Raw genomic sequence first — 19,894 nt, forward strand, 5'->3', positions numbered from 1 at the left:
GCCGTACGACCTGCACACCCGCACGAGAACGCACCACCCGCACGAGAGCGCACCGCCGCACGGCCTGCACGACCCGCACGGCCTGCACGACCCGCACGACCCCTGACCCGCACACCTCGTCGCGACCTTCGGAGGTTGTCCCCGTGCCACCCAGACGACGTTTCCGCTTGCGGGCGCTGCTGCGCGCCCCCGCGCTGCTGCTGCTCGCCGCGGTGGCGCTGCTGCTGCCGGCCTCGCTGCCGGCGTCGGCCGCCGCGCCCACGCTCTATCCGCTGGGGGTCGGCGCCGACCTCGGCCCCACGCCCTTCACGCTGGGCCTGACCGCGACCGCCGGGGACGACCCCGGCGCGCTGCGGACCGGCACGCAGGACGGCACGCCCTACTGGCGTACCGATGTCGCCGGCGGCGCCGGCTACCTGGCGTTCGACCTCGACCAGGACTACACCGACTCGGTGACGGCCGGTCAGCTCACCGTCGCCGTCACCTACCTCGACAGCGGCAGCGGCGAGCTGACGCTGAGCCGCGGCGGCGGCCAGCAGCTCGGTGAGGTCGCGCTCGGCGACTCCGGCGCCTTCACCACCGAGGCATTCACCGTCCCCGCCGACTTCTCCGCCGGCCGCGAGCTGCGGATCGCCGGCACCGACGGCGGCTCCCCCGCCGACGTCACGGTCGCCGCCGTACGGGTCGCCGCCGGGCTCTCGGTGGACCTCGGCGCCACCGTCGACGAGCACGGCATCGCGCCGCGCGCCGGCGACAACGACTCCCACCTGGTCACCGGCGTGGTCGACGGCCGCGGCTACTGGCAGACCGACCAGAGCAACCCGGGCGCCGAGACCGGCTTCTTCTACATGAACGCCGACGACACCGTCGTCTACGACACCACCGACCCGGTCGCCGTCAGCATCGACTACTACGACCAGGGCAACGGCAAGATCCAGCTGGAATACGACTCCCCGGGCGACACCATCCCGCAGATGTTCAAGAAGTCGCCGCAGTTCACCTACGGCGACTCGGGGACGTGGAAGACCCACACCTTCCTGCTGGACGACGCGATCCTCACCAACCGCTCCAACGGCTCGGACTTCCGCATCACCACCGGCGACACCAAGACCGAGCTCAAGGTCGCCCGGGTGATCGTGACCGCGCTGCCCAAGGCGCTCGACCCGACGACGGGCCTGAAGCAGCTCGTCGCCCAGGCCGACCTCGCCTACTCCGCCGCCCGCGAGGGCACCCGCGACGGGCAGTACCCGGCCGGCGCCAAGGAGGCGCTGAAGCAGGCCGCCGACTCCGCCCGCGCGGTGGCGGACGGCACGGGCGTCACCGACGAGCAGGCGCGTACCGCCTTCCACGCGCTCCAGGCCGCACTCGACGCCTTCCGCGCGCAGGCCGTCGACACCGACCTGGCGCACCTGGGCACCGCCACCGCCTCCAGCAGCGCGGCCGGCTCCTCGCCCGCCGCGGCCATCGACGGCGACGGCGGCACCGCCTGGACCAGCGGCGACGCCGGCAAGGGCGAGACCTTCACGGTGGACCTGGGCGCCGCCAAGCGCTTTGACCAGGTGCGGACGATCTGGCAGGGCGACTTCGCCTGGGACTACACCGTGCGGGTCTCCTCCGACGGTACGCACTTCCGCGACGCCGGCCGCAGCGGCGCCACCGGCTCGGGCTCCGCCACGAACACCGCCTTCCCGGCGACCACCGCCCGCTACGTACGGCTGGTGATCACCGGTTACGCGCCGGGCGCCACGAAGGTGGGCCTGAACCAGCTGGAGGTGCGGCTGCGGCCGGCGGCGACGCCCAAGCCGGTGCTCGTCCACACCCGCTACCCCTCCCCCGACCCGGTGGTCGCGGACTTCGACGTACGCAGCTTCGGCGCCGACGCCACCGGCCGCAAGGACGCCACCGCGGCCGTGCAGGCGGCCCTCTACGCCTGCCAGGACGCCGGCGGCGGCACGGTGTGGCTGGGCGCGGGCACCTACCGCGTCACCACCACCGTGGAGGTGCCGGCCTTCTGCTCGCTGCGCGGCGACCGGCGCGACCCGGACCACGGCTCGGGCGGCTACGGCACGGTGATCAGCGCGGACCTGCCGGCCGGCGCGGACGGGCCGGTGCTCTTCCGGATCGGCGGCAGCGCCTCGGTGCAGGGCGTGACCACCTACTACCCGCGGCAGAGCGCCACGCACCCGGTGCCGTACAACTACACCTTCGAGATCCCCGGTTCGGCGTGGCAGAGCGACGCCAACTTCATGATGGGGACGGTCGCGCACGTCACGATGCTCAACTCGTACCAGGGCATCGGCATCTCCACCAAGCCCGACGACCGCGGACGGCCCGCGGTGCAGGGGCAGGTGCACGAGTCGGCGACGGTCGACGACGTCAAGGGCACGGTGCTCCAGGCCGGCGTGACCGCCTACAACGGCTCGGACGTGGGCACCTGGAGCGGGGTCACCTTCTCCAACTCCTATTGGGCGAAGGCTCCTTCGGCCTACCACCCGCCCAAGCGGGCGGCGCTGGACGGCTGGACGCGCGCGAACGCCACCGGCATGGTGCTCGGTGACCTGGAATGGGACCAGTTCTCGCGCATCTCGCTGGCGGACTTCCACATCGGCATCCAGACGGTGAAGGGCCAACGGGCCACCTTCGTCGGCGCGTTCCTGGACACCTCGGTGGTCCGCACCGATGTCGCGCTCCAGGTGGACGACGTCGACAGCCGCTGGGGCATGTCCTTCGCCGGCGGCACCTTGCAGGGCAGCACCGCCTCGATCCGCAACAACGCCTCGGGATACGTGAAGGTCACCGGCACCGCGCTGAGCGGCCCCACGTCCGGCACGGTGGTGCGGATGCCCGGCACCGTCCCGGCGTCCCCGGCCGCCACCGCCGACCCGGCGCCGAGGCGGCAGGCGCTGTACGTCGCCAACTCGGTGCCGCACGGCGTGGGTTACCAGCCGGCGGCCGACGCGACGGCGCCGTTGCAGAAGCTGCTGGACCGGGCCGGCCGGGAGGGCGGCGGCACCGTCTACCTGCCCGCGGGCTGGTACCGCCTCGGCGGCCATGTCACCGTCCCGGCCGGCGTGGAGCTGCGCGGCGCCGCCGCCTCGCCCAACCGCGACGAGGGCGGCGACAGCGGCGGCACCGTGCTGTTCGCCTACGAGGGCCGGGACACCGCGAGCCCGGACACCGCCACCGCGCTGGTCACCCTGGCCGGCGACCGGTCGGGCGTACGCGGCCTGCGGGTCTTCCACCCGGGCAACAACCCGGCCGACGGCTACGTCCCCTACCCGTACGCCGTCCGCGGCGCGGGCAAGGGCACGTATGTCGTGAACGTGACGATGACCAACACCTGGAACGGCATCGACCTCGGCTCGCCGCGGGCCGACGGCTTCGTCGTGCACAAGGTGGGCGGAGTGTTCCTGCACCGGGGCATCAACGTCGGCGCCAACCACGGCGGTTCGGTCGACGGGGTGCTCAGCAACGGCAACGCCGTCAACCGCACCGGCTTCGACCTGCCGGGCTGGGGCCTGGGAAGCAACCTCTTCCCGCAGACCATCGACGGCGTCACGCGCAAGAACACCGACCTGGTGCATGTCGCGGGCGCCCGCGGCCTGACCGTCCTGGACGTCTTCGGCTACGGCATGCACAACGGCCTGGTCGTGGACTCCGGTGACGTGCACGCCTTCAACCTCGGCACGGACAACCTCGGCGACGGCGGCTACACCGTCAAGGCCGGCCCGTCCGCGACCGTACGGGCGGTCGACGTGCTGCGCTACAACGGCACGACGTACACCGGGCCGGCCAGGCTCGACAACATCATGGTCATCAACGTCGTGCAGCAGGCGGTCGCGGCGAGCGCGTCGCCGGCCGCCGGCGGCACGGTGCGGCTGACCGGCAACGCCACCGAGCCGGGCCGCTACGAGAAGGGCGACACGGTGACCGCCACCGCGGTGCCGGCCCGCGGCTACCGGCTGCTCGGCTGGCTGCTGGACGGCACGCAGGTCCCTGCGGACGGCGCCTCGCTGAGCGTGCCGGTGACGGGTGACCGTACGGTGGTCGCGGAGTTCGGCCCGCTCGCGGGCTGAGGTGACGTAGGCCCGGGTGGTCCGCCGGTGCGGATCGCCCGGGTCTTCGCCGTCGGCCGGGTCAGGCCGGCGGCACCGGTAGGACGTCCGGGGACAGCGCCGCCGCGCCCGCCGAGGCGGCCGTCATCCGGCGCCGGTGGTGGCGGCGGCACAGCACCTCGTAGCCGATCTCCGCGGCCTGGTCGACGTCCCCGACGACCACCTGCGCGCCCTCCACGACCATCTGGCCGCCGACGGTACGGGCGTTGTGGGTGGCGCGGGCGCCGCACCAGCACAGCGCCTCGACCTGCAACGCCTGGACGCGGTCGGCGAGTTCGATGAGGCGCTGGGAGCCGGGGAAGAGCCGGGTGCGGAAGTCGGTGGTGATGCCGAAGGCGTAGACGTCCATCTCCAGCTCGTCGACCGCGCGGGCGAGCTGGTCGATCTGCTCCGGCGCGAGGAACTGCGCCTCGTCCACGACCGTGAAGTCCACCCGGCCGCCGCGGCTTATCAGGCCGACCAGATGCGCGTACAGGTCCATGCCGGCGGTGACCTCGGTGGCGTCGGTGACCAGGCCCAGCCGCGAGGACAGCTTGCCCTCGCCGGCCCGGTCGTCCTTGGTGAAGATCACCGCCCGCAGGCCGCGGGAGGCGCGGTTGTGGACGATCTGCAGGGCGAGCGTGCTCTTGCCGCAGTCCATCGTTCCGGAGAAGAAGACCAGCTCGGGCATGGGTGGGACGGCGGCCTTTCGGACGGGGACGGGACGGCTGGGATCGTTTGCGGGGGGGGGCGGGACAGGCGTCAGGTGCGCACTTCCAGCAGCGGCACGAGCTGTTCGACGGCGGCCATCGAGCCGTGCAGGCCGGTCATCCTGGACTCCCCCGGCTCGGTGCGGTGGGCCACGACGGCGATGTCGTCGCGGGCGACGGCGACCACGTCGCCGATCCGGCCGAGCACCCGCGGCTCGACGGCCGGCCCGAACCAGCCCGCCGCCACCGCCTCGTCGCGGCTCGCCACCCACATCCGGTCGCCCAGCACCTCGCGCCACACCGCGAGCACGTCGGCTGCGGCGCCCGGTACCGCGTACAGATGCCGGGCCCGGCCCTCGCCGCCGAGGACGGCGACCCCGGCGCGCAGCTCCCAGTCCTCGTCGAAGTCGATCCGCGACTCCTCGTCGAAGGGCACGTCGATCATGCCGTGGTCGGCGGTGACGTAGAGGACCGAGCGCGGCGGCAGCCGGTCGGCGAGCCGCTGCGCGAGCCGGTCGACCAGCATCAGCTGCCCGCGCCAGGCGTCGGAGTCCACGCCGTGGCGGTGGCCCATGCCGTCCACCTCGCTGTAGTACGTGTACACCAGCGAGCGGCCGGCGGCGCCGAGCCGCTCGGCGGCCAGGTCCATCCGCTCCTCGCCGGTGAGCCGGCCGAGGAACGAGCCGCCGGACAGGGCGACCTTCGTCAGCGGCGTCTGCGCGAAGGTCGGCGAGGACACCTGGCAGGTGGCGACGCCCGCGGCGTCCGCGAGCGCGAAGACGGTGGGGTGCGGCTGCCACACCGCGGGCGCGGTCCAGGGCGTCCAGCGCAGCTGGTTCATCAGCTCGCCGGTGGCCGGGTTGAGCGCGGTGTAGCCGGGCAGGCCGTGCACGCCGGGCGGCAGGCCGGTGCCGACCGAGGCGAGCGAGGTCGCGGTGGTCGCGGGGAAGCCGGCGGTGAGCGGGCGCCCGGTGCCGCCCAGCGAACTGCCGAGCAGCGAGGTGAGGAACGGGGCCTCGTCCGGGTGCCGGGTGATCAGCTCCCAGCCGAGCCCGTCGACGAGGAAGACGCACACCCGGTCGGCGGGCGCGAGCTCCAGGCCGGTCGGGGGCAGGCCGGGGATGCCGAAGCCGGCGAGGGCGGCGGGGAGCACATCGCTGAGCGACGCCTGCCCGTAGGCGGGCACGGGGGCGGTGTGTGGGTCGAGCGGTACGGGCCGGCCGGCGCTGTCGTGGACGGGCTGGGCCATCAGGCGACGGCCGCGGTGGCCTCGGACAGCGCCTGGGCGAAGGCCAGCGCCTGGCGTACGGTGTCCGGCCCGTCGCCCGCCTCGCTGACCCGCAGCGACAGGTCGTCGGCGGTGGAGGAGCCGGTGTAGCCGTGGTCGGCCTCGCAGTTGGGGTCGCCGCACGCGGCGGGCTCCAGGTCGATCCGGGACACCGCGCCCCAGCCGATGGTCAGCACGACCTCGCGCGGCAGCGTGCCCGGGGTGTACGACTCGGGGTTGGCGACCACCCGGCTCACCACGACCGAGGAGATCCGGCCGATCTTGACCGACTCCGTCGAGGTCGTGGCGTAGGGGGTCGGCGAGGAGTCGTCGTCGGCCTGCTCGTCGGTGTGGCTGACGATGAAGCGGCTCTCGGTGAGCACCAGGACGGTGACGTGCCGGCGGACCTCGTTGGCGTCGAAGGTGGTCTCCTGGTGCACCAGGTACGACGTGACGGGCTCCTGCCCGACGGCCGCCTCCACCGCCTCGGACACGAGCGCCGGATAGTACCCGCTGCGCTCGATCGCCGTACGCAGTCCCTGCACCGAGATCCCGGTCTTCGCCATGCCCACCATCCTAGGGGGTCTGCCCGGGGTCGCCGCGGAGGATGCAGCGGGGCCGCCGGTGCGCCCGCGGCGGCGTGCCCGGGGCGGCGACGCAGGACGGGACCCGGGGCGGCGGCTCAGAACGACGACAGGGCGCGCGGCCCGAGGTCGGTGCGGGCCGGCGGCGGGGCGAGCCGGACCCGGGCGCTCAGCACGGTCAGGCCGCGCGGGGCCACCACCACCGGGTCCAGGACGACGGCGACGACCTCGGGGAGGTCGTCGGCCAGCATCGACACCCGCAGCAGCAGCTCCTCCAGCGCCCGGGTGTCGACGGGTTCCGCGCCGCGCCAGCCGAAGAGCAGCGGGGCGGCGCGGATGCCGCGGACCAGTTCGGCGGCGTCCCGGTCGGTGGCGGGCACCAGCCGGTGCGCGAGGTCGCCCAGCAGCTCGGAGGCGGGCCCGGCCAGGCCGAAGGAGAGCACCGCGCCCGCGGCCGGGTCGACGCCGGCCCGTACGACCGTGTCGACGCCACGCGGGGCCATCGCCTGGACGACGGGGCGCAGTTCGGCCGGCCCGCCGAGCCGGGCGGTCAGCTCGGCGTAGGCGCGCCGCAGGTCGCCCTCGTCGGCGAGGTCGAGCCGGACCGCGCCGAGGTCGGGGCGGTGCCGCAGGTGCGGGGCGGTGGTCTTCAGGGCGACCGGGTAGCCGATGGCGGTCGCGGCGACGGCGGCGGCGTCCGCGTCGGGCGCGGGCAGCGCGGCGGGGACGGTGATGCCGTAGCGGGCGAGCAGCCCGGCCGCGTCCTCGTCGGAGAGGGTGACACCCTCGGGCGGTGAACCGGGCGGCAGCAGGCAGCGTACGTCCTCGGCCGCGGCGGCCTCCTGGATGTCGTCGTACTCCGGTACGCGTCCCGGGTCGGCGGAGCTCGCCCGCCAGCGGGCGTATCCGGCGGCCTCGGCGAGCGAGTGGACGGCGCGGTCGGGCGCCCGGTAGGCGGGGATGCGGGCGCCGGGCGCCCCGGGGGCGACGAGGCGGTCGGCGAACGCGTCCAGCGCGAGGTGGACGACGGTGACGGGCTTGGTGCCGGTGGCGGCGGCCCGGCGCAGCGCGTCGGCGAGCGCGGGGTCGTCGCCTTCTCCGGGGGCGCTCTCGCCGCCGAAACCGCCGTTCGGCCCCGCCGCGGGGTCCGGGGCGTCGGAGGTGACCCGGGGGATGGCGGTGACCACGACCGCGTCGGTCGCCGGGTCGGCGAGCGCGGTGGTGAGGGCGGCGGCGAAGTCGGCGGGGGTCGCGGAGGTGGTGAGGTCCAGGGGGGCGGCGGGGCGCAGGCCCGCGGTGAGGGCGGCGTCGTAGGTGAGCAGGCCCAGGGACTCGGAGTTGCCGAGCACCGCGATCCGGTCGCCGGCCGGCAGCGGCTGGAGGGCCAGGAACAGCCCGGTGTCCAGGAGTTCGGTGACGGTGTCGACGCGGATGACACCGGCCTGCCGGAACAGCGCGCTGACGGTGCTGTCGGGGATGCGGGTGACGGGCACGGCGTGGCCGGCCGGGACCGAGCCGCTGTGCAGGGCGCCCTTGACGACCACGACGGGCTTGGCGGCGGCGGTCCTGCGGGCGAGCCGGGTGAACTTGCGGGGGTTGCCGAACGACTCCAGGTACATCAGGACGGCGTCGGTGTCGGGGTCGTCCTGCCAGAACTGGAGCAGGTCGTTGCCGGAGACGTCGGCGCGGTTGCCGGCCGAGACGAAGGTGGCCGGGCCGGTGCCGCGCCGGTGCAGCCCGGACAGCAGGGCGATGCCGATCGAGCCGGACTGGGTGAACAGGCCGAGCCGCCCGTGGTGCGGCATGCCGGGTGAGAGCGAGGCGTTGAGCCGGACGGCGGGCGAGGTGTTGAGCACGCCGAAGGCGTTGGGCCCGATGAGCCGCATGCCGTGGCCGCGGGCCTGCCGGACGAGCTCGCGCTGCCGCTCGCGGCCCTCGGGGCCGGTCTCGGAGTAGCCGGCGGCGACCACGACCAGGCCGCGTACGCCCGCCTCGCCGCAGTCGTCGACGGCCTGCGGGACGTGCTCGGCGGGTACCGCGACGACCGCGAGGTCCACGCTGTGCCCGGCGTCGGTGATCTCCCGCACGGAGCGGAAGCCGGGCACGCCGTCGAGTGCGGTGCCGGGCGCGAAGGAGCGGTTGACGGCGAACAGCTGCCCGGTGAAGCCGCCCGCGGCGATGTTGCGCAGCAGGGCGCGGCCGACGCCGCCGGGCCGGCGGCCGGTGCCGATGACGGCGACGGACCGCGGGCGCAGCAGGCGCTGCATGGAGCGGGCCTCGGCGCGGTGCTCGCGCGACCGCATGACCTGCACGGACGCGGCGGTGGGCTCCAGGTCGAGGTCGAGGTGGACGACGCCGTCGGCGAAGCTGCGGCGCTGGGTGTAGCCGGCGTCGGTGAAGACCTTGACCATCTTGGCGTTGGCCGGCAGCACATCGGCGGTGAAGTGCAGGATGCCGCGTTCGCGGGCGACGGCGGCGATGTGTTCCAGCAGCGCGGAGGCGACACCGCGGCCCTGGTGGGCGTCCTGGACCAGGAAGGCGACCTCGGCGGTGGTGCCGGCCGGGCCGGAGGCGGCGCGGCCGTGCTCGTCGGTGCGGTCGTAGCGGACGGTGGCGATGAACTCGCCGCCGACGGTCGCGGCCAGGCCCACGCGGTCGTCGTAGTCGTGGTGCGTGAAGCGGTGCACGTCCCGGTCGGACAGCCGGGGGTAGGGCGCGAAGAAGCGGTAGTACTTGGACTCGTCGGAGACCTTCTCGTAGAAGTCGACGAGCCGCCCGGCGTCGTCCGGGCCGATGGGCCGGATGTGGGCGATGCCGCCGTCCCGCAGCACGACGTCGGCCTCCCAGTGGACGGGGTAGGGCCGGGCCTCGGTGTCCGGGTCGTGCGGGTCGGTCATGGCTCCCAGCGTAGGCGGCGTGGCCGTCTGGCGGCGGGCAGGCGCAGGCGGCAGTCTTGGTTCACCGGCGGGTGGGCCGGGGCAGCGTTCAGGGCGTGCAAAAATGGTCTAGACAACATGCACGACCTGACACACACACTGAGGGGCAACACCATGGTTGAGCGCCGCGTCAACGTCGGCTGGGCGGAGGGCCTGCACGCCCGCCCGGCGTCCATCTTCGTCCGCGCGGCGAGCGCCGCCGGGGTGCCGGTGACCATCGCCAGGGCAGGGGGCGACCCGGTCAACGCCGCCTCCATGCTGGCGGTGCTGAGCCTGGGCGCCAAGGGCGGCGAGGAGGTCGTGCTGGCCTCGTCCGCCGAGGACACCACGCAGGCCGAGGCGGCCCTGGACCGGCTGGCGAAGCTGGTCGCCGAGGGCCTGGAAGAACTTCCCGAGACCGTCTGAGGCTTTACGCCCCCGCCGGACCGAGCGGGTCCCGCAGTCCGCCAGGATTGCCGGGGCCCGCTTTTCCGTGCCGCATGCCGGAAACCGCGCACCGGAAAAGGGTCCCGAAATAGCGCGGCACGAAATACCAGGGCCGATTTCCCGACGCTGGGACTCCTGTATACGGTGCGGATGTTAATTGCGGCGGCGTCCCGCGTTTACACGGTGTTTCAGGGTTCTCACGGCCGCGGCGTGCTCGACATGGACCGCGGCCAGCCGGCGCGCCCGCTCGGCGTCACCGCGAGCGACGGCGTCCACGATCGCCGCGTGCTCCTCCCACGCCTCGGCGGCCCGCGCCGCGCCGCCGTCGGCGTACACCCAGGAGATCTTGTGCCGCAGCTGGATCAGCAGCGCGGCGAGCGTGGGGCTGCCGGATGCCTGGGCCAGCGTCTCGTGGAACCAGCCGCTGAGCGAGGGCAGGTCGGAGACCTGGCCCTGCACCGCCCGCTCCTGGCCGAGCCGCACCAGGCCGCGCAGCACCTTCAGATGCGCGTCCGTGCGGCGCTGCGCGGCCCTTGCGGTGCCCAGCGGCTCCAGCAGCCCGCGTATCTCCAGCAGGTCGGCGGCCTCCTGCTCGGTGGGCTCGGCGACCGAGGCGCCGGCGTGCTTGCGGGTGCGGACGAAGCCCTCGGACTCCAACGTGCGCAGGGCCTCGCGCACCGGCACCCGCGAGACGCCGTAGCGCTGCGCGAGCAGTTCCTCGGTCAGCCGGCTGCCGGGCGGGAAGTAACCGGCGACGATGTCGTCGCGGATGGCCGTACACACGACCTCGGCGGAGATACGCCGGGCCGCGCCTTCCGTCCCGTTCACGTCCGATTCCGCATCGCAGGACTCCGTTCTTTCCCCGTTTTAATGCAGTGACTCTATTCCAGCACACCGGGAATTGGGAATGCGGCCCGGGGAAGAGCCCGGGAAGTGCCGGGCGAAGGCACGGGGAAGGCCCGGGGAATGGCGCCGATATGCGCGGGACCCCGGCGCACACGGGGGTGCGCCGGGGTCCGGGGCGGCCGGGGGCGGGGTGGTGCGCGCCCGGCGGGGGCGGGTGCTTCGGAAGCCCGCCGGGGGAGCTCAGCCGGTGACGCGCACCGGCCCGATGCCCAGGGCGCGGACCGGCTCGGCGATCACCGAGGCGTCGCCGACCAGGACGACCACGAGGCGGTCCAGCGGGAAGGCGCTGACCGCGGCGGCGGTCGCCTCGACCGTGCCGGTGGCCGCGAGCCGCGCGTACAGGCCCGCCTGGAAGTCGTCGGGCAGCTGCTGCTCGACCTGGTCGGTGAGCGTCGCGGCAACCGCGGCGGCGGTCTCGTACCGCAGCGGTGCGACCCCGACCAGGTTCTGCACGGCGACATCGCGCTCGCCGTCGGTCAGGCCGCCCTCGGCGAGGGTGCGGATGACCTGCCAGGCGTCGCCGAGCGCGGGCCCGGTGACGTCGGTGGCGACCGAGCCGCTGATCGCCAGCAGCGCCGCGCCCGTACCGTCCGCCGAGCCCAGCAGCACCTGGGTGAAGGCCCGTACGCCGTAGGTGTAGCCCTTCTCCTCGCGCAGCACCCGGTCCAGGCGCGAGGTGAGCGTGCCGCCCAGGCAGTAGGTGCCGATGACCTGCGCCGCCCACACCGGGTCGTGCCGGTCGGCGCCGGTGCGGCCGATGAGCAGCTGGGTCTGCACCGCGCCGGGCCGGTCGACGATGACCACCCGGGCGGTGTCGTCGGAGGTGATCGCCGGGCGCGGGCGCGGCTGCGCGGCCGAGCCGGTCCAGCGGCCGAGGGTGTCGCCGAGCAGCGCCGGCAGGTCGATGCCGGTCAGGTCGCCGACGACCACCGCGGTGGCGGTCGCGGGCCGTACGTGCGCGGTGTAGAAGGCGCGCACCGCCGCCGCGTCGATGGTGCGTACGGTCTCCTCGGTGCCCTGCCGCGGCCGGGAGCAGCGCAGCTCGGCCGGGAAGAGCTCCTTGGACAGCTCCATCGCGGCGCGCCGCGATGGGTTGGCCAGCTCGTGCGGGATCTCGTCCAGCCGGTTGGCGACCAGGCGCTTGACCTCGTCCTCGGGGAAGGCCGGCGAGCGCAGCGCCTCCGCGAGCAGGGACAGCGCCCGGTCCAGCCGGGAGACCGGCACTTCGAGCGAGACCCTGACGCCCGGGTGGTCGGCGTGCGCGTCCAAGGTGGCGCCGCAGCGCTCCAGCTCGGCGGCGAACTCCTCGGCGGTGTGCTGGTCGGTGCCCTGCGACAGCGCCCTGGCCATGATGGTGCCGACGCCGTCCAGCCCCTCGGGCTCGGCGTCCAGCGGCGCGGCCAGCAGCACCTCGACGGCGACGATCTGCTGCCCGGGGCGGTGGCAGGTCAGCACGGTCAGCCCGTTGCCGAGCGCGCCGCGCTCCGGGGCCGGGAAGGCCCACGGCTTGGGGGCGCCGGCCTGCGGCTGCGGGTGGAACGTCATGACGGCGGCGATGTCGCTCACAGCTCGTCCCCTTCCTGGTCCTGGTCGTCGTCCTCGCCGGCCTCGTCCACCTCGGCGCCCTGCCCGCCGCCGGTGGGCTCGTACAGCAGCACCGCCCGGTTGTCGGGCCGCAGCCGCGCCGCGGCGACCGCCCGGACCTCCTCGGGGGTGACCGACAGCACGCGCCGGACCGCGGTCAGCGCCAGCTGCGGGTCGCCGAACAGCACGGCGAAGCGGCACAGTTCGTCGGCGCGGCCGGCGACCGTGGCCAGCCGGTCCAGCCATTCGCGCTCCAACTGCGCCTGGGCGCGCTCCATCTCCTCCGGCGTCGGGCCCTCGGCGGCGAACCGGGCCAGCTCGTCGTCGACGGCGGCCTCGATCGCGCTCAGCTCCACGCCGCTGGACGCCTTGACGTCCAGCCAGCCGAGCGAGGGCGCGCCGGCCAGCCGCAGCAGGCCGAACCCGGCGGTGACGGCGCTGCGGTCGCGGCGCACCAGCCGGTTGTGCAGCCGGGAGGACTCGCCGCCGCCCAGCACCGTCAGCGCCAGGTCCGCGGCATCACCCGCACGAGAGCCGTCCTCGGGCAGCCGGTAGGCGGCCATCAGGGCCCGCGAGGGCACGTCCTCCTCGACGACCTCGCGCAGTTCGCCGCCGATCACCTCGGGCAGCGAGCCGTCGCGCGGCGCGGGCTTGCCGTCGTGCGCCGGGATGGTGCCGAAGTACTTCTCCACCCAGGCCAGCGTCTGCTGCGGGTCGATGTCGCCGACGACGGCCAGGACCGCGTTGCCGGGCGCGTAGTAGGTGCGGAAGAACGCCCGGGCGTCCTCCAGGGAGGCCGCGTCCAGGTCGGCCATCGAGCCGATCGGGGTGTGGTGGTACGGGTGGCCGTCGGGGTAGGCGAGCGCGGTCAGCCGCTCGAAGGCGGTGCCGTAGGGCACGTTGTCGTACCGCTGGCGGCGCTCGTTCTTCACCACGTCGCGCTGGTTGTCCAGGCTCTCCTGGTCCAGCGCGGTCAGCAGGCTGCCCATCCGGTCGGCCTCCAGCCACAGGGCCAGTTCCAGCTGGTGGGCGGGCATCGTCTCGAAGTAGTTGGTGCGCTCGAAGCTGGTGGTGCCGTTGAGCGAGCCGCCCGCGCCCTGGACCAGCTCGAAGTGGCCGTTGCCCTTGACGCTCGCCGAGCCCTGGAACATCAGGTGCTCGAAGAGGTGGGCGAGACCGGTGCGCCCCTTGACCTCGTGGCGCGAACCGACGTCGTACCAGAGGCAGACGGCCGCGACCGGGGTGAGGTGGTCCTCGGAGAGCACCACCCGCAGGCCGTTCGCCAGGCGGTGCTCGGTGGCTGTCAGGCCGCTGGAGTGTGCCTCCGGTGTGGCCGTGTGACCCATGGGCAAGCTGTCCTTCCGGTCGCGTGCAGGTGACTGCTCACTGCTGCTCACTGCGTAGAGTGCTGCCACTCTAGGCAAGCGAGTGCGCGGGCGGTGAAGTTCCCGGTCGCGGGCGTGCTCGTGCCGGGCCGCGGGCGTGTCCCGCGGCGGTCGCGGGCCGGGCTCGCGACGGGTCGTGGTCGGCGATGTCAGCGGGGCGGTCCACAATGGTCCGCGTCAGTCCACCGTTCCCGCCGAACGGCCGTCCGGTCCGCCGACCGGATCAACCAGACGAAGGAGCGCCGCCGAGATGGCCCGCCGCACGACGAAGACCCCGCCGCCCGACGACGGTTTCGAGGAGCGCATCCTCGACATCGACGTCGTGGACGAGATGCAGGCGTCGTATCTTGAGTACGCCTACTCGGTCATCTATGCGCGTGCCCTGCCGGACGCCCGGGACGGCATGAAGCCGGTGCACCGCCGCATCGTCTACCAGATGAACGAGATGGGCCTGCGCCCGGACCGCGGCTTCGTCAAGTGCGCCCGGGTCGTCGGCGAGGTGATGGGCAAGCTGCACCCGCACGGCGACGCGTCCATCTACGACGCCATGGTGCGTATGGCGCAGCCGTTCTCCCAGCGCCTGCCGCTGGTCGACGGGCACGGCAACTTCGGCTCGCTGGACGACATGCCGGCCGCGATGCGGTACACCGAGGCCCGGATGTCGGGCCCGGCGCAGCTGATGGTGGAGTCGATCGACGAGGACACCGTCGACTTCAACCCCAACTACGACGGCCAGGAGCAGGAGCCCGGCGTCCTGCCGGCGGCGTATCCGAACCTGCTGGTCAACGGCTCGTCCGGGATCGCGGTCGGGATGGCGACGAACATGCCGCCGCACAACCTGGGCGAGGTCGTCGCGGCGGCCCGGCATCTGATCCGGTATCCGAACGCGGACCTGGACGCGCTGATGCGGCACGTCCCGGGCCCCGACCTGCCCACCGGCGGCCGGATCATCGGCCTGAGCGGCATCAGGGACGCGTACGAGACCGGCCGCGGCACGTTCCGGATGCGGGCGACGGTGCGGGTGGAGGACGTCACCGCGCGCCGCAAGGGCCTGGTGGTCACCGAACTGCCGTTCAACGTCGGGCCCGAGAAGGTCATCGCCAAGATCAAGGACATGGTCGGCGCGAAGAAGCTCCAGGGCATCGCCGACGTCAAGGACCTCACCGACCGCGAGCACGGGCTGCGGCTGGTCATCGAGATCAAGAACGGCTTCAACCCCGAGGCCGTCCTCGAACAGCTCTACAAGCTCACGCCGATGGAGGATTCTTTCGGCATCAACAACGTGGCGCTGGTCGACGGCCAGCCGCTCACGCTGGGCCTGCGCGAGCTGCTCCAGGTCTATGTCGACCACCGCTTCGAGGTGGTGCGGCGGCGCAGCGAGTTCCGCCGCACCAAGCGGCGCGACCGGCTGCACCTGGTGGAGGGCCTGCTGATCGCGCTGGTCGACATCGACGAGGTCATCGCGCTCATCCGCTCCAGCGACAACGCGGCGCAGGCCAAGGAGCGGCTGATCGAGCGCTTCGGCCTGTCCGACATCCAGACGCAGTACATCCTGGACACCCCGCTGCGCCGGCTGACCCGCTTCGACCGGATCGAGCTGGAGTCCGAGCGCGACCGGCTGAACGCGGAGATCGCCGAGCTCACCCGGGTCCTGGAGTCGGACGCGGAGCTGCGCAAGATGGTGTCGGCGGAGCTGGCGGCCGTCGCCAAGCAGTACGGCACCGAGCGCCGCACGCTGCTGCTGGAGTCGGCGGACACGCCGGTGACGGCGGTGCCGCTGGAGGTCGCCGACGACCCGTGCCGGGTGCTGCTGTCCTCCACGGGGCTGCTGGCCCGCACCGCGACCGGGGACGGGGTCGGTGACGGGGGCGGCAAGCGCGCCAAGCACGACGTGATCGTCTCGGCGGTGCCGACCACGGCCCGCGCCGACATCGGGGCGGTCACCTCGCACGGCCGGCTGCTGCGGCTGACGGTGATCGACCTGCCGATCCTGCCGGAGGCGGCCGGGCCGCTGACGCTGGCGGGGGGCGCGCCGCTGGCGGAGTTCGTGTCGCTGGAGGACGACGAGCGGGTGCTGTGCCTGACGACGCTGGACGAGTCCTCGCCCGGGCTCGCACTCGGCACCGAGCAGGGCGTGGTCAAGCGGGTGGTGCCGGACTACCCGGCGAACAAGGACGACCTGGAGGTCATCGCGCTCAAGGAGGGCGACCGGGTCGTGGGCGCGGTGGAGCTGCGCACCGGCGAGGAGGACCTGGTCTTCATCACCGACGACGCCCAGCTGCTGCGCTACCCGGCCGGCCAGGTGCGCCCGCAGGGCCGCCCGGCCGGCGGTATGGCGGGCATCAAGCTCACCGACGGGGCCAAGGTGATCTCCTTCACCGCGGTGGACCCGGCGGTCGACGCGGTGGTCTTCACCGTGGCGCGCGGTGAGGGCACGCTGGACGGGGACGGCGAGGGCACGGCCAAGCTCACTCCGTTCGAGCAGTTCCCGCGCAAGGGCCGGGCGACCGGCGGGGTGCGCTGCCAGCGGTTCCTGCGGGGCGAGTCGGGGCTGATGCTGGCCTGGGCGGGCGCCGCGCCGGCCCGCGCGGCCACCGCGAGCGGCTCGCCCGCGGAGCTGCCGCCGAAGGACCCGCGCCGGGACGGCTCGGGCGTGCCGCTGGCCAAGGCGGTCGCGGTGGTGGCCGGCCCGGTGTGAGCGGTGGCGGCACGCGCGGTGTGAGCCGCGGCCCGCGGGGGGGGGTGCCCGGCCGGCGGGCGTGACGCTCTGGCGTTCTGACGGCCGGCCTGACGTCCTGACGTCCTGGCGTTCTGACGGCCGGTCGGCGGGGGCCTGGCCGGCCGCGGGGCCGCCGGCGGCTAGGCTCGCCGGGTGAGTACGTGTACGTCCGCGTCGGCGGAGCTCGGCGAACCCGTGGGCGCCACGGCGGCCACCGCCACCACCTGGCTGCTGGTCGAGCAGCCGGGGCCGTGGGGCGCGAAGGCGCTGACGGCGAGCCATCTCGACCCGGCCGTCGGCCGGGAGCTGGACCGGCGGGCGGGCGGCACCGGGGTGCGGGTCGCGCTGATCCGCCGGCCCGGGCGGCATGCCGACCTGCACGCCTCGGCGGCCCGGCGCCGGGTGTTCGTCGCGCACACCGCGCCGGGCGACTCATGGGTGCGCACGGACACGGTCGCCGATCCGGCGGCGCTGACGGAGCTGGACTTCGCGGGGCTGGGCGCGGGCGCGCACGACGGTTTCGGCGCCGCGCACGTGGGCCCGCCGCTGGCGCTGGTGTGCACCAACGGCCGCCGGGACCGCTGCTGCGCGGTGCAGGGCCGCCCGCTCGCCGCGGCCCTGGCCGCATCCGGCGGCGCGGACGCCTGGGAGGTCACCCACCTGGGCGGACACCGCTTCGCCCCGACCATGGTCGTCCTGCCCTTCGGCTACGCCTACGGCCGGGTCGACACGCGGCTGGCCAAGGAGGTGCTGGAGGCGGCGCGCACCGGCCGGATCGTGCCGGACGGCTGCCGCGGCCGGTCGTACTGGGACCGCCCGCAGCAGGCCGCCGACCTCGCCGTACGCGCCCGCTCCGGGGAGGACCGGGAGGGCGCGCTGAACGTCGCCGGCACGACGCAGGACGGCCCCGGCCGCTGGACGGTCCGGGTCGCCCACCTCGACGGCCGGGCCTGGGACGTCGAGGTGTCCCGTACGGCCTGCGAGCCGCCCCGCCCGGAGAGCTGCGGCGCGCCGCTCGGCACTCCGGCCCGCATGACGGCGGACCGGGTCACCCCGGCGGCCTGACCGGCTCCTGGCGCAGCCCGCCGGCCGCCGGGCGGTCACACCGCGCCGGCCCCGGTCAGCGACCGCACCTCCGTCTCGGCGAACCGCTGCGGGTCGGCGGGCTCCGGCGAGAGCACCGTGCCGAGCCAGCCGGCGAGGAAGCCGGTCGGGATGGAGATCAGGCCCGGGTTCTCCAGCGGGAAGACATGGAAGTCCACCCCGGGGAACAGCGCGTCCGGCCGCCCCGACACCACCGGCGAGAGCACCACCAGCAGCAGCGCGGGCACCAGCCCGCCGTAAACCGCCCACACCGACCCGCGGGTGGTGAAGCGCCGCCAGAACAGCGAGTACAGCAGCGCCGGCAGGTTCGCCGAGGCCGCCACCGCGAAGGCCAGGCCCACCAGGAAGGCGATGTTCTGGTCCTGGGCGAGCAGGCTCAGCGCGATGGCCGCGGCCCCGATGCCCACCGCGGCGAACCGGGCGATCCGCACCTCGTCCTGCTCCATCGCGTCCTGCGGCTCGCGCCTGCCGTGCCGGCCCGAGGGGCGGCGCAGCGCGGTGTACAGGTCGTGCGCCACCGACGCCGACGAGGCCAGCGTGATGCCGGCCACCACGGCGAGGATCGTCGCGAAGGCCACCGCGCCGACGACGGCGAACAGCACCGTCCCGCCGGTGGTGCCCGCCCCGCCGCCCAGCGCCTCGGCCAGCAGCGGCACCGCGGTGTTCCCCGCGGCGTTGGACCCGCGCACGGTGTCCGATCCGACCACGGCCGCCGCGCCGAAGCCCAGCACGATCGTCATCAGGTAGAACGCCCCGATCAGCCCGATCGCCCACACCGCCGACTGCCGTGCCGAGCGCGCGGTCGGCACGGTGAAGAAGCGCGTCAGGATGTGCGGCAGGCCCGCCGTGCCGAGCACCAGCGCCAGGCCCAGGCTGATGAAGTCCAGCCGTGACGTCCAGCCCCCGCCGTATTTCAGGCCGGGCGCCAGGAACGCGTCCCCGTGCCCGCTGCCGCCGGCCGCGGACCGCAGCAGGTCGTCGACGTTGCCGTGGAAGCGCCACAGCACCATCACCGTCAGCAGGATCGTGCCGCCCATCAGCAGCACCGTCTTGACGATCTGGATCCAGGTGGTGGCCCGCATCCCGCCGAAGGTCACATAGAAGACCATCAGCGCGCCGACGCCGATCACCGCCCAGGTGCGCGCCGCCGTGCTCTCCCCGCCGAGCAGCAGCCCGACCAGGCTGCCGGCGCCGACCATCTGCGCCACCAGGTACAGCACCGACACCACGACCGACGACGTCCCCGCCGCGATCCGCACCGGCCGCTGCCGCATCCTGGCCGACAGCACGTCCGCCAGGGTGTAGCGCCCGCAGTTGCGCACCAGCTCGGCCACCAGCATGAGCACCACGAGCCAGGCGACCAGGAAGCCCACCGAATACAGCAGCCCGTCGTAGCCGTACAGCGCGATCAGCCCCGAGATGCCGAGGAAGGACGCCGCCGACATGTAGTCGCCGGAGATGGCGAAGCCGTTCTCCATCGGGCTGAACATCCGCCCGCCGGCGAAGAACTCCACCGACGAGCTGCGCCGCCGCCCCGCCCACGCGGTGATCACCAGTGTCACCGTCACGAACACCGTGAACAGCACCACGGCCAGGCCCTGGTGCTCCCCCGCCGAATCCGCCAGATACACCCCCGCCGCCATCCGCCCGCCGCTCACCGCACCCGCTCCTGTCCGGTCCTGGTCGCCAGCGTCCACCGCAGGTCCAGGGCCGCCTGGTCCCTGCGCAGCCTGGCGTGCCGGGCGTAGGCCCAGGTCAGCAGGAACGTCGTGGCGAACTGCGCCAGCCCGGCCACCATCGCCACATTGACCTGCCCGGCGACCCGGCGGCCCATCAGCCCCGGCGCCGTGGTGGCCATCACGACGTAGAGCAGATACCAGGTCACGAATGCCGCGGCCATCGGGAACGCGAACCCCCGATACCGCTGCCGCACTTCCCGGAACGCGGCGCTCAGCTGCACCTCCTCATAGATAGCCCCCCGGTCCCCCGTTGTCCCCGCGGCAGCCGGCGCCCTCTCCTCAGGGGGCGCCGCGGGCACCGTCTGGCCGGGCAGCCAGAGCCCCGCGGCTCCGGCATCCCGCCATGGGTCGTCCACGCGCAGCGCCAAAGGGTCGCCGCCGTCGTGCTTGTCCACCGAACTCTCCTTGCTCCACGGCCAGATGAACCGTGTGCTCAATCA

General features: G+C 74.2%; 13 protein-coding genes. 4 read left to right on the forward strand and 9 right to left on the reverse strand.

Annotated elements, in window-relative coordinates:
* Positions 1–143: 143 nt before the first annotated feature.
* Positions 144–4,076: a discoidin domain-containing protein gene (locus HCN08_RS17885; protein ID WP_167984111.1), complete on the forward strand. Its 3,933-nt coding sequence runs from the start codon at positions 144–146 to the stop codon at positions 4,074–4,076.
* A 61-nt stretch (positions 4,077–4,137) separates the two neighbouring features.
* Here HCN08_RS17885 and HCN08_RS17890 read toward each other — a convergent pair whose 3' ends face one another.
* The 4 genes from HCN08_RS17890 to HCN08_RS17905 form a co-directional block, all read right to left on the reverse strand.
* Positions 4,138–4,785 (reverse strand): thymidine kinase, encoded by a 648-nt coding sequence (locus tag HCN08_RS17890; protein WP_167984112.1) that lies wholly within the window; start codon positions 4,783–4,785, stop codon positions 4,138–4,140.
* A 71-nt stretch (positions 4,786–4,856) separates the two neighbouring features.
* Positions 4,857–6,053 carry an alkaline phosphatase family protein gene (locus tag HCN08_RS17895; RefSeq protein ID WP_167984113.1) on the reverse strand — a complete coding sequence of 399 codons (1,197 nt, stop codon included), beginning with the start codon at positions 6,051–6,053 and terminating at the stop codon, positions 4,857–4,859.
* A complete protein-coding gene (locus HCN08_RS17900) occupies positions 6,053–6,637 on the reverse strand; it encodes a DUF5998 family protein (RefSeq protein WP_167984114.1) in 585 nt (194 codons plus the stop codon). Before HCN08_RS17900 ends, HCN08_RS17895 begins: the two co-directional genes overlap by 1 nt.
* A 116-nt stretch (positions 6,638–6,753) precedes the next feature.
* Positions 6,754–9,552, reverse strand: coding sequence for a bifunctional acetate--CoA ligase family protein/GNAT family N-acetyltransferase (locus HCN08_RS17905; RefSeq protein WP_167984115.1), 2,799 nt, complete (start codon positions 9,550–9,552; stop codon positions 6,754–6,756).
* A gap of 153 nt (positions 9,553–9,705) precedes the next feature.
* Between HCN08_RS17905 and HCN08_RS17910 the strand changes: the two genes are divergently transcribed.
* Complete coding sequence (locus HCN08_RS17910) at positions 9,706–9,996, forward strand: HPr family phosphocarrier protein (protein ID WP_167984116.1); 291 nt, start codon at positions 9,706–9,708, stop codon at positions 9,994–9,996.
* A 174-nt stretch (positions 9,997–10,170) separates the two neighbouring features.
* Here HCN08_RS17910 and HCN08_RS17915 read toward each other — a convergent pair whose 3' ends face one another.
* The 3 genes from HCN08_RS17915 to HCN08_RS17925 form a co-directional block, all read right to left on the reverse strand.
* Positions 10,171–10,845: a GntR family transcriptional regulator gene (locus tag HCN08_RS17915; protein WP_322974517.1), complete on the reverse strand. Its 675-nt coding sequence runs from the start codon at positions 10,843–10,845 to the stop codon at positions 10,171–10,173.
* Between the two features lie 258 nt (positions 10,846–11,103).
* Positions 11,104–12,468 carry a M16 family metallopeptidase gene (locus HCN08_RS17920; protein WP_206318925.1) on the reverse strand — a complete coding sequence of 455 codons (1,365 nt, stop codon included), beginning with the start codon at positions 12,466–12,468 and terminating at the stop codon, positions 11,104–11,106.
* Positions 12,469–12,485: 17 nt separating this feature from the next.
* Positions 12,486–13,853 (reverse strand): M16 family metallopeptidase, encoded by a 1,368-nt coding sequence (locus HCN08_RS17925; RefSeq protein ID WP_167984118.1) that lies wholly within the window; start codon positions 13,851–13,853, stop codon positions 12,486–12,488.
* Positions 13,854–14,142: 289 nt separating this feature from the next.
* Here HCN08_RS17925 and HCN08_RS17930 point away from each other — a divergent pair, with 289 nt between their 5' ends.
* Together HCN08_RS17930 and HCN08_RS17935 are read left to right on the forward strand one after the other, a co-directional pair.
* Positions 14,143–16,590: a DNA gyrase/topoisomerase IV subunit A gene (locus HCN08_RS17930; RefSeq protein ID WP_167984119.1), complete on the forward strand. Its 2,448-nt coding sequence runs from the start codon at positions 14,143–14,145 to the stop codon at positions 16,588–16,590.
* Between the two features lie 174 nt (positions 16,591–16,764).
* Positions 16,765–17,676 carry a sucrase ferredoxin gene (locus HCN08_RS17935; protein ID WP_167984120.1) on the forward strand — a complete coding sequence of 304 codons (912 nt, stop codon included), beginning with the start codon at positions 16,765–16,767 and terminating at the stop codon, positions 17,674–17,676.
* A 35-nt stretch (positions 17,677–17,711) separates the two neighbouring features.
* Here HCN08_RS17935 and HCN08_RS17940 read toward each other — a convergent pair whose 3' ends face one another.
* Both HCN08_RS17940 and HCN08_RS36605 read right to left on the reverse strand, forming a co-directional pair.
* Positions 17,712–19,358: a solute symporter family protein gene (locus tag HCN08_RS17940; RefSeq protein ID WP_167984150.1), complete on the reverse strand. Its 1,647-nt coding sequence runs from the start codon at positions 19,356–19,358 to the stop codon at positions 17,712–17,714.
* Positions 19,359–19,369: 11 nt separating this feature from the next.
* Positions 19,370–19,615 carry a DUF485 domain-containing protein gene (locus HCN08_RS36605; protein WP_322974519.1) on the reverse strand — a complete coding sequence of 82 codons (246 nt, stop codon included), beginning with the start codon at positions 19,613–19,615 and terminating at the stop codon, positions 19,370–19,372.
* Between the last annotated feature and the right edge of the window lie 279 nt (positions 19,616–19,894).

The organism is Actinacidiphila epipremni (assembly GCF_012034175.1).
Taxonomy (GTDB): domain Bacteria; phylum Actinomycetota; class Actinomycetes; order Streptomycetales; family Streptomycetaceae; genus Actinacidiphila; species Actinacidiphila epipremni.

Coding starts and splice junctions, on each gene's coding strand:
- HCN08_RS17890 (WP_167984112.1), bottom strand. CDS start 4,785: ATGCCCGAGCTGGTCTTCTTCTCCGGAACGATGGACTGCGGCAAGAGC.
- HCN08_RS17895 (WP_167984113.1), bottom strand. CDS start 6,053: ATGGCCCAGCCCGTCCACGACAGCGCCGGCCGGCCCGTACCGCTCGAC.
- HCN08_RS17900 (WP_167984114.1), bottom strand. CDS start 6,637: ATGGCGAAGACCGGGATCTCGGTGCAGGGACTGCGTACGGCGATCGAG.
- HCN08_RS17905 (WP_167984115.1), bottom strand. CDS start 9,552: ATGACCGACCCGCACGACCCGGACACCGAGGCCCGGCCCTACCCCGTC.
- HCN08_RS17910 (WP_167984116.1), top strand. CDS start 9,706: ATGGTTGAGCGCCGCGTCAACGTCGGCTGGGCGGAGGGCCTGCACGCC.
- HCN08_RS17920 (WP_206318925.1), bottom strand. CDS start 12,468: ATGACGTTCCACCCGCAGCCGCAGGCCGGCGCCCCCAAGCCGTGGGCC.
- HCN08_RS17925 (WP_167984118.1), bottom strand. CDS start 13,853: ATGGGTCACACGGCCACACCGGAGGCACACTCCAGCGGCCTGACAGCC.
- HCN08_RS17930 (WP_167984119.1), top strand. CDS start 14,143: ATGGCCCGCCGCACGACGAAGACCCCGCCGCCCGACGACGGTTTCGAG.
- HCN08_RS17940 (WP_167984150.1), bottom strand. CDS start 19,358: ATGGCGGCGGGGGTGTATCTGGCGGATTCGGCGGGGGAGCACCAGGGC.
- HCN08_RS36605 (WP_322974519.1), bottom strand. CDS start 19,615: ATGGCCGCGGCATTCGTGACCTGGTATCTGCTCTACGTCGTGATGGCC.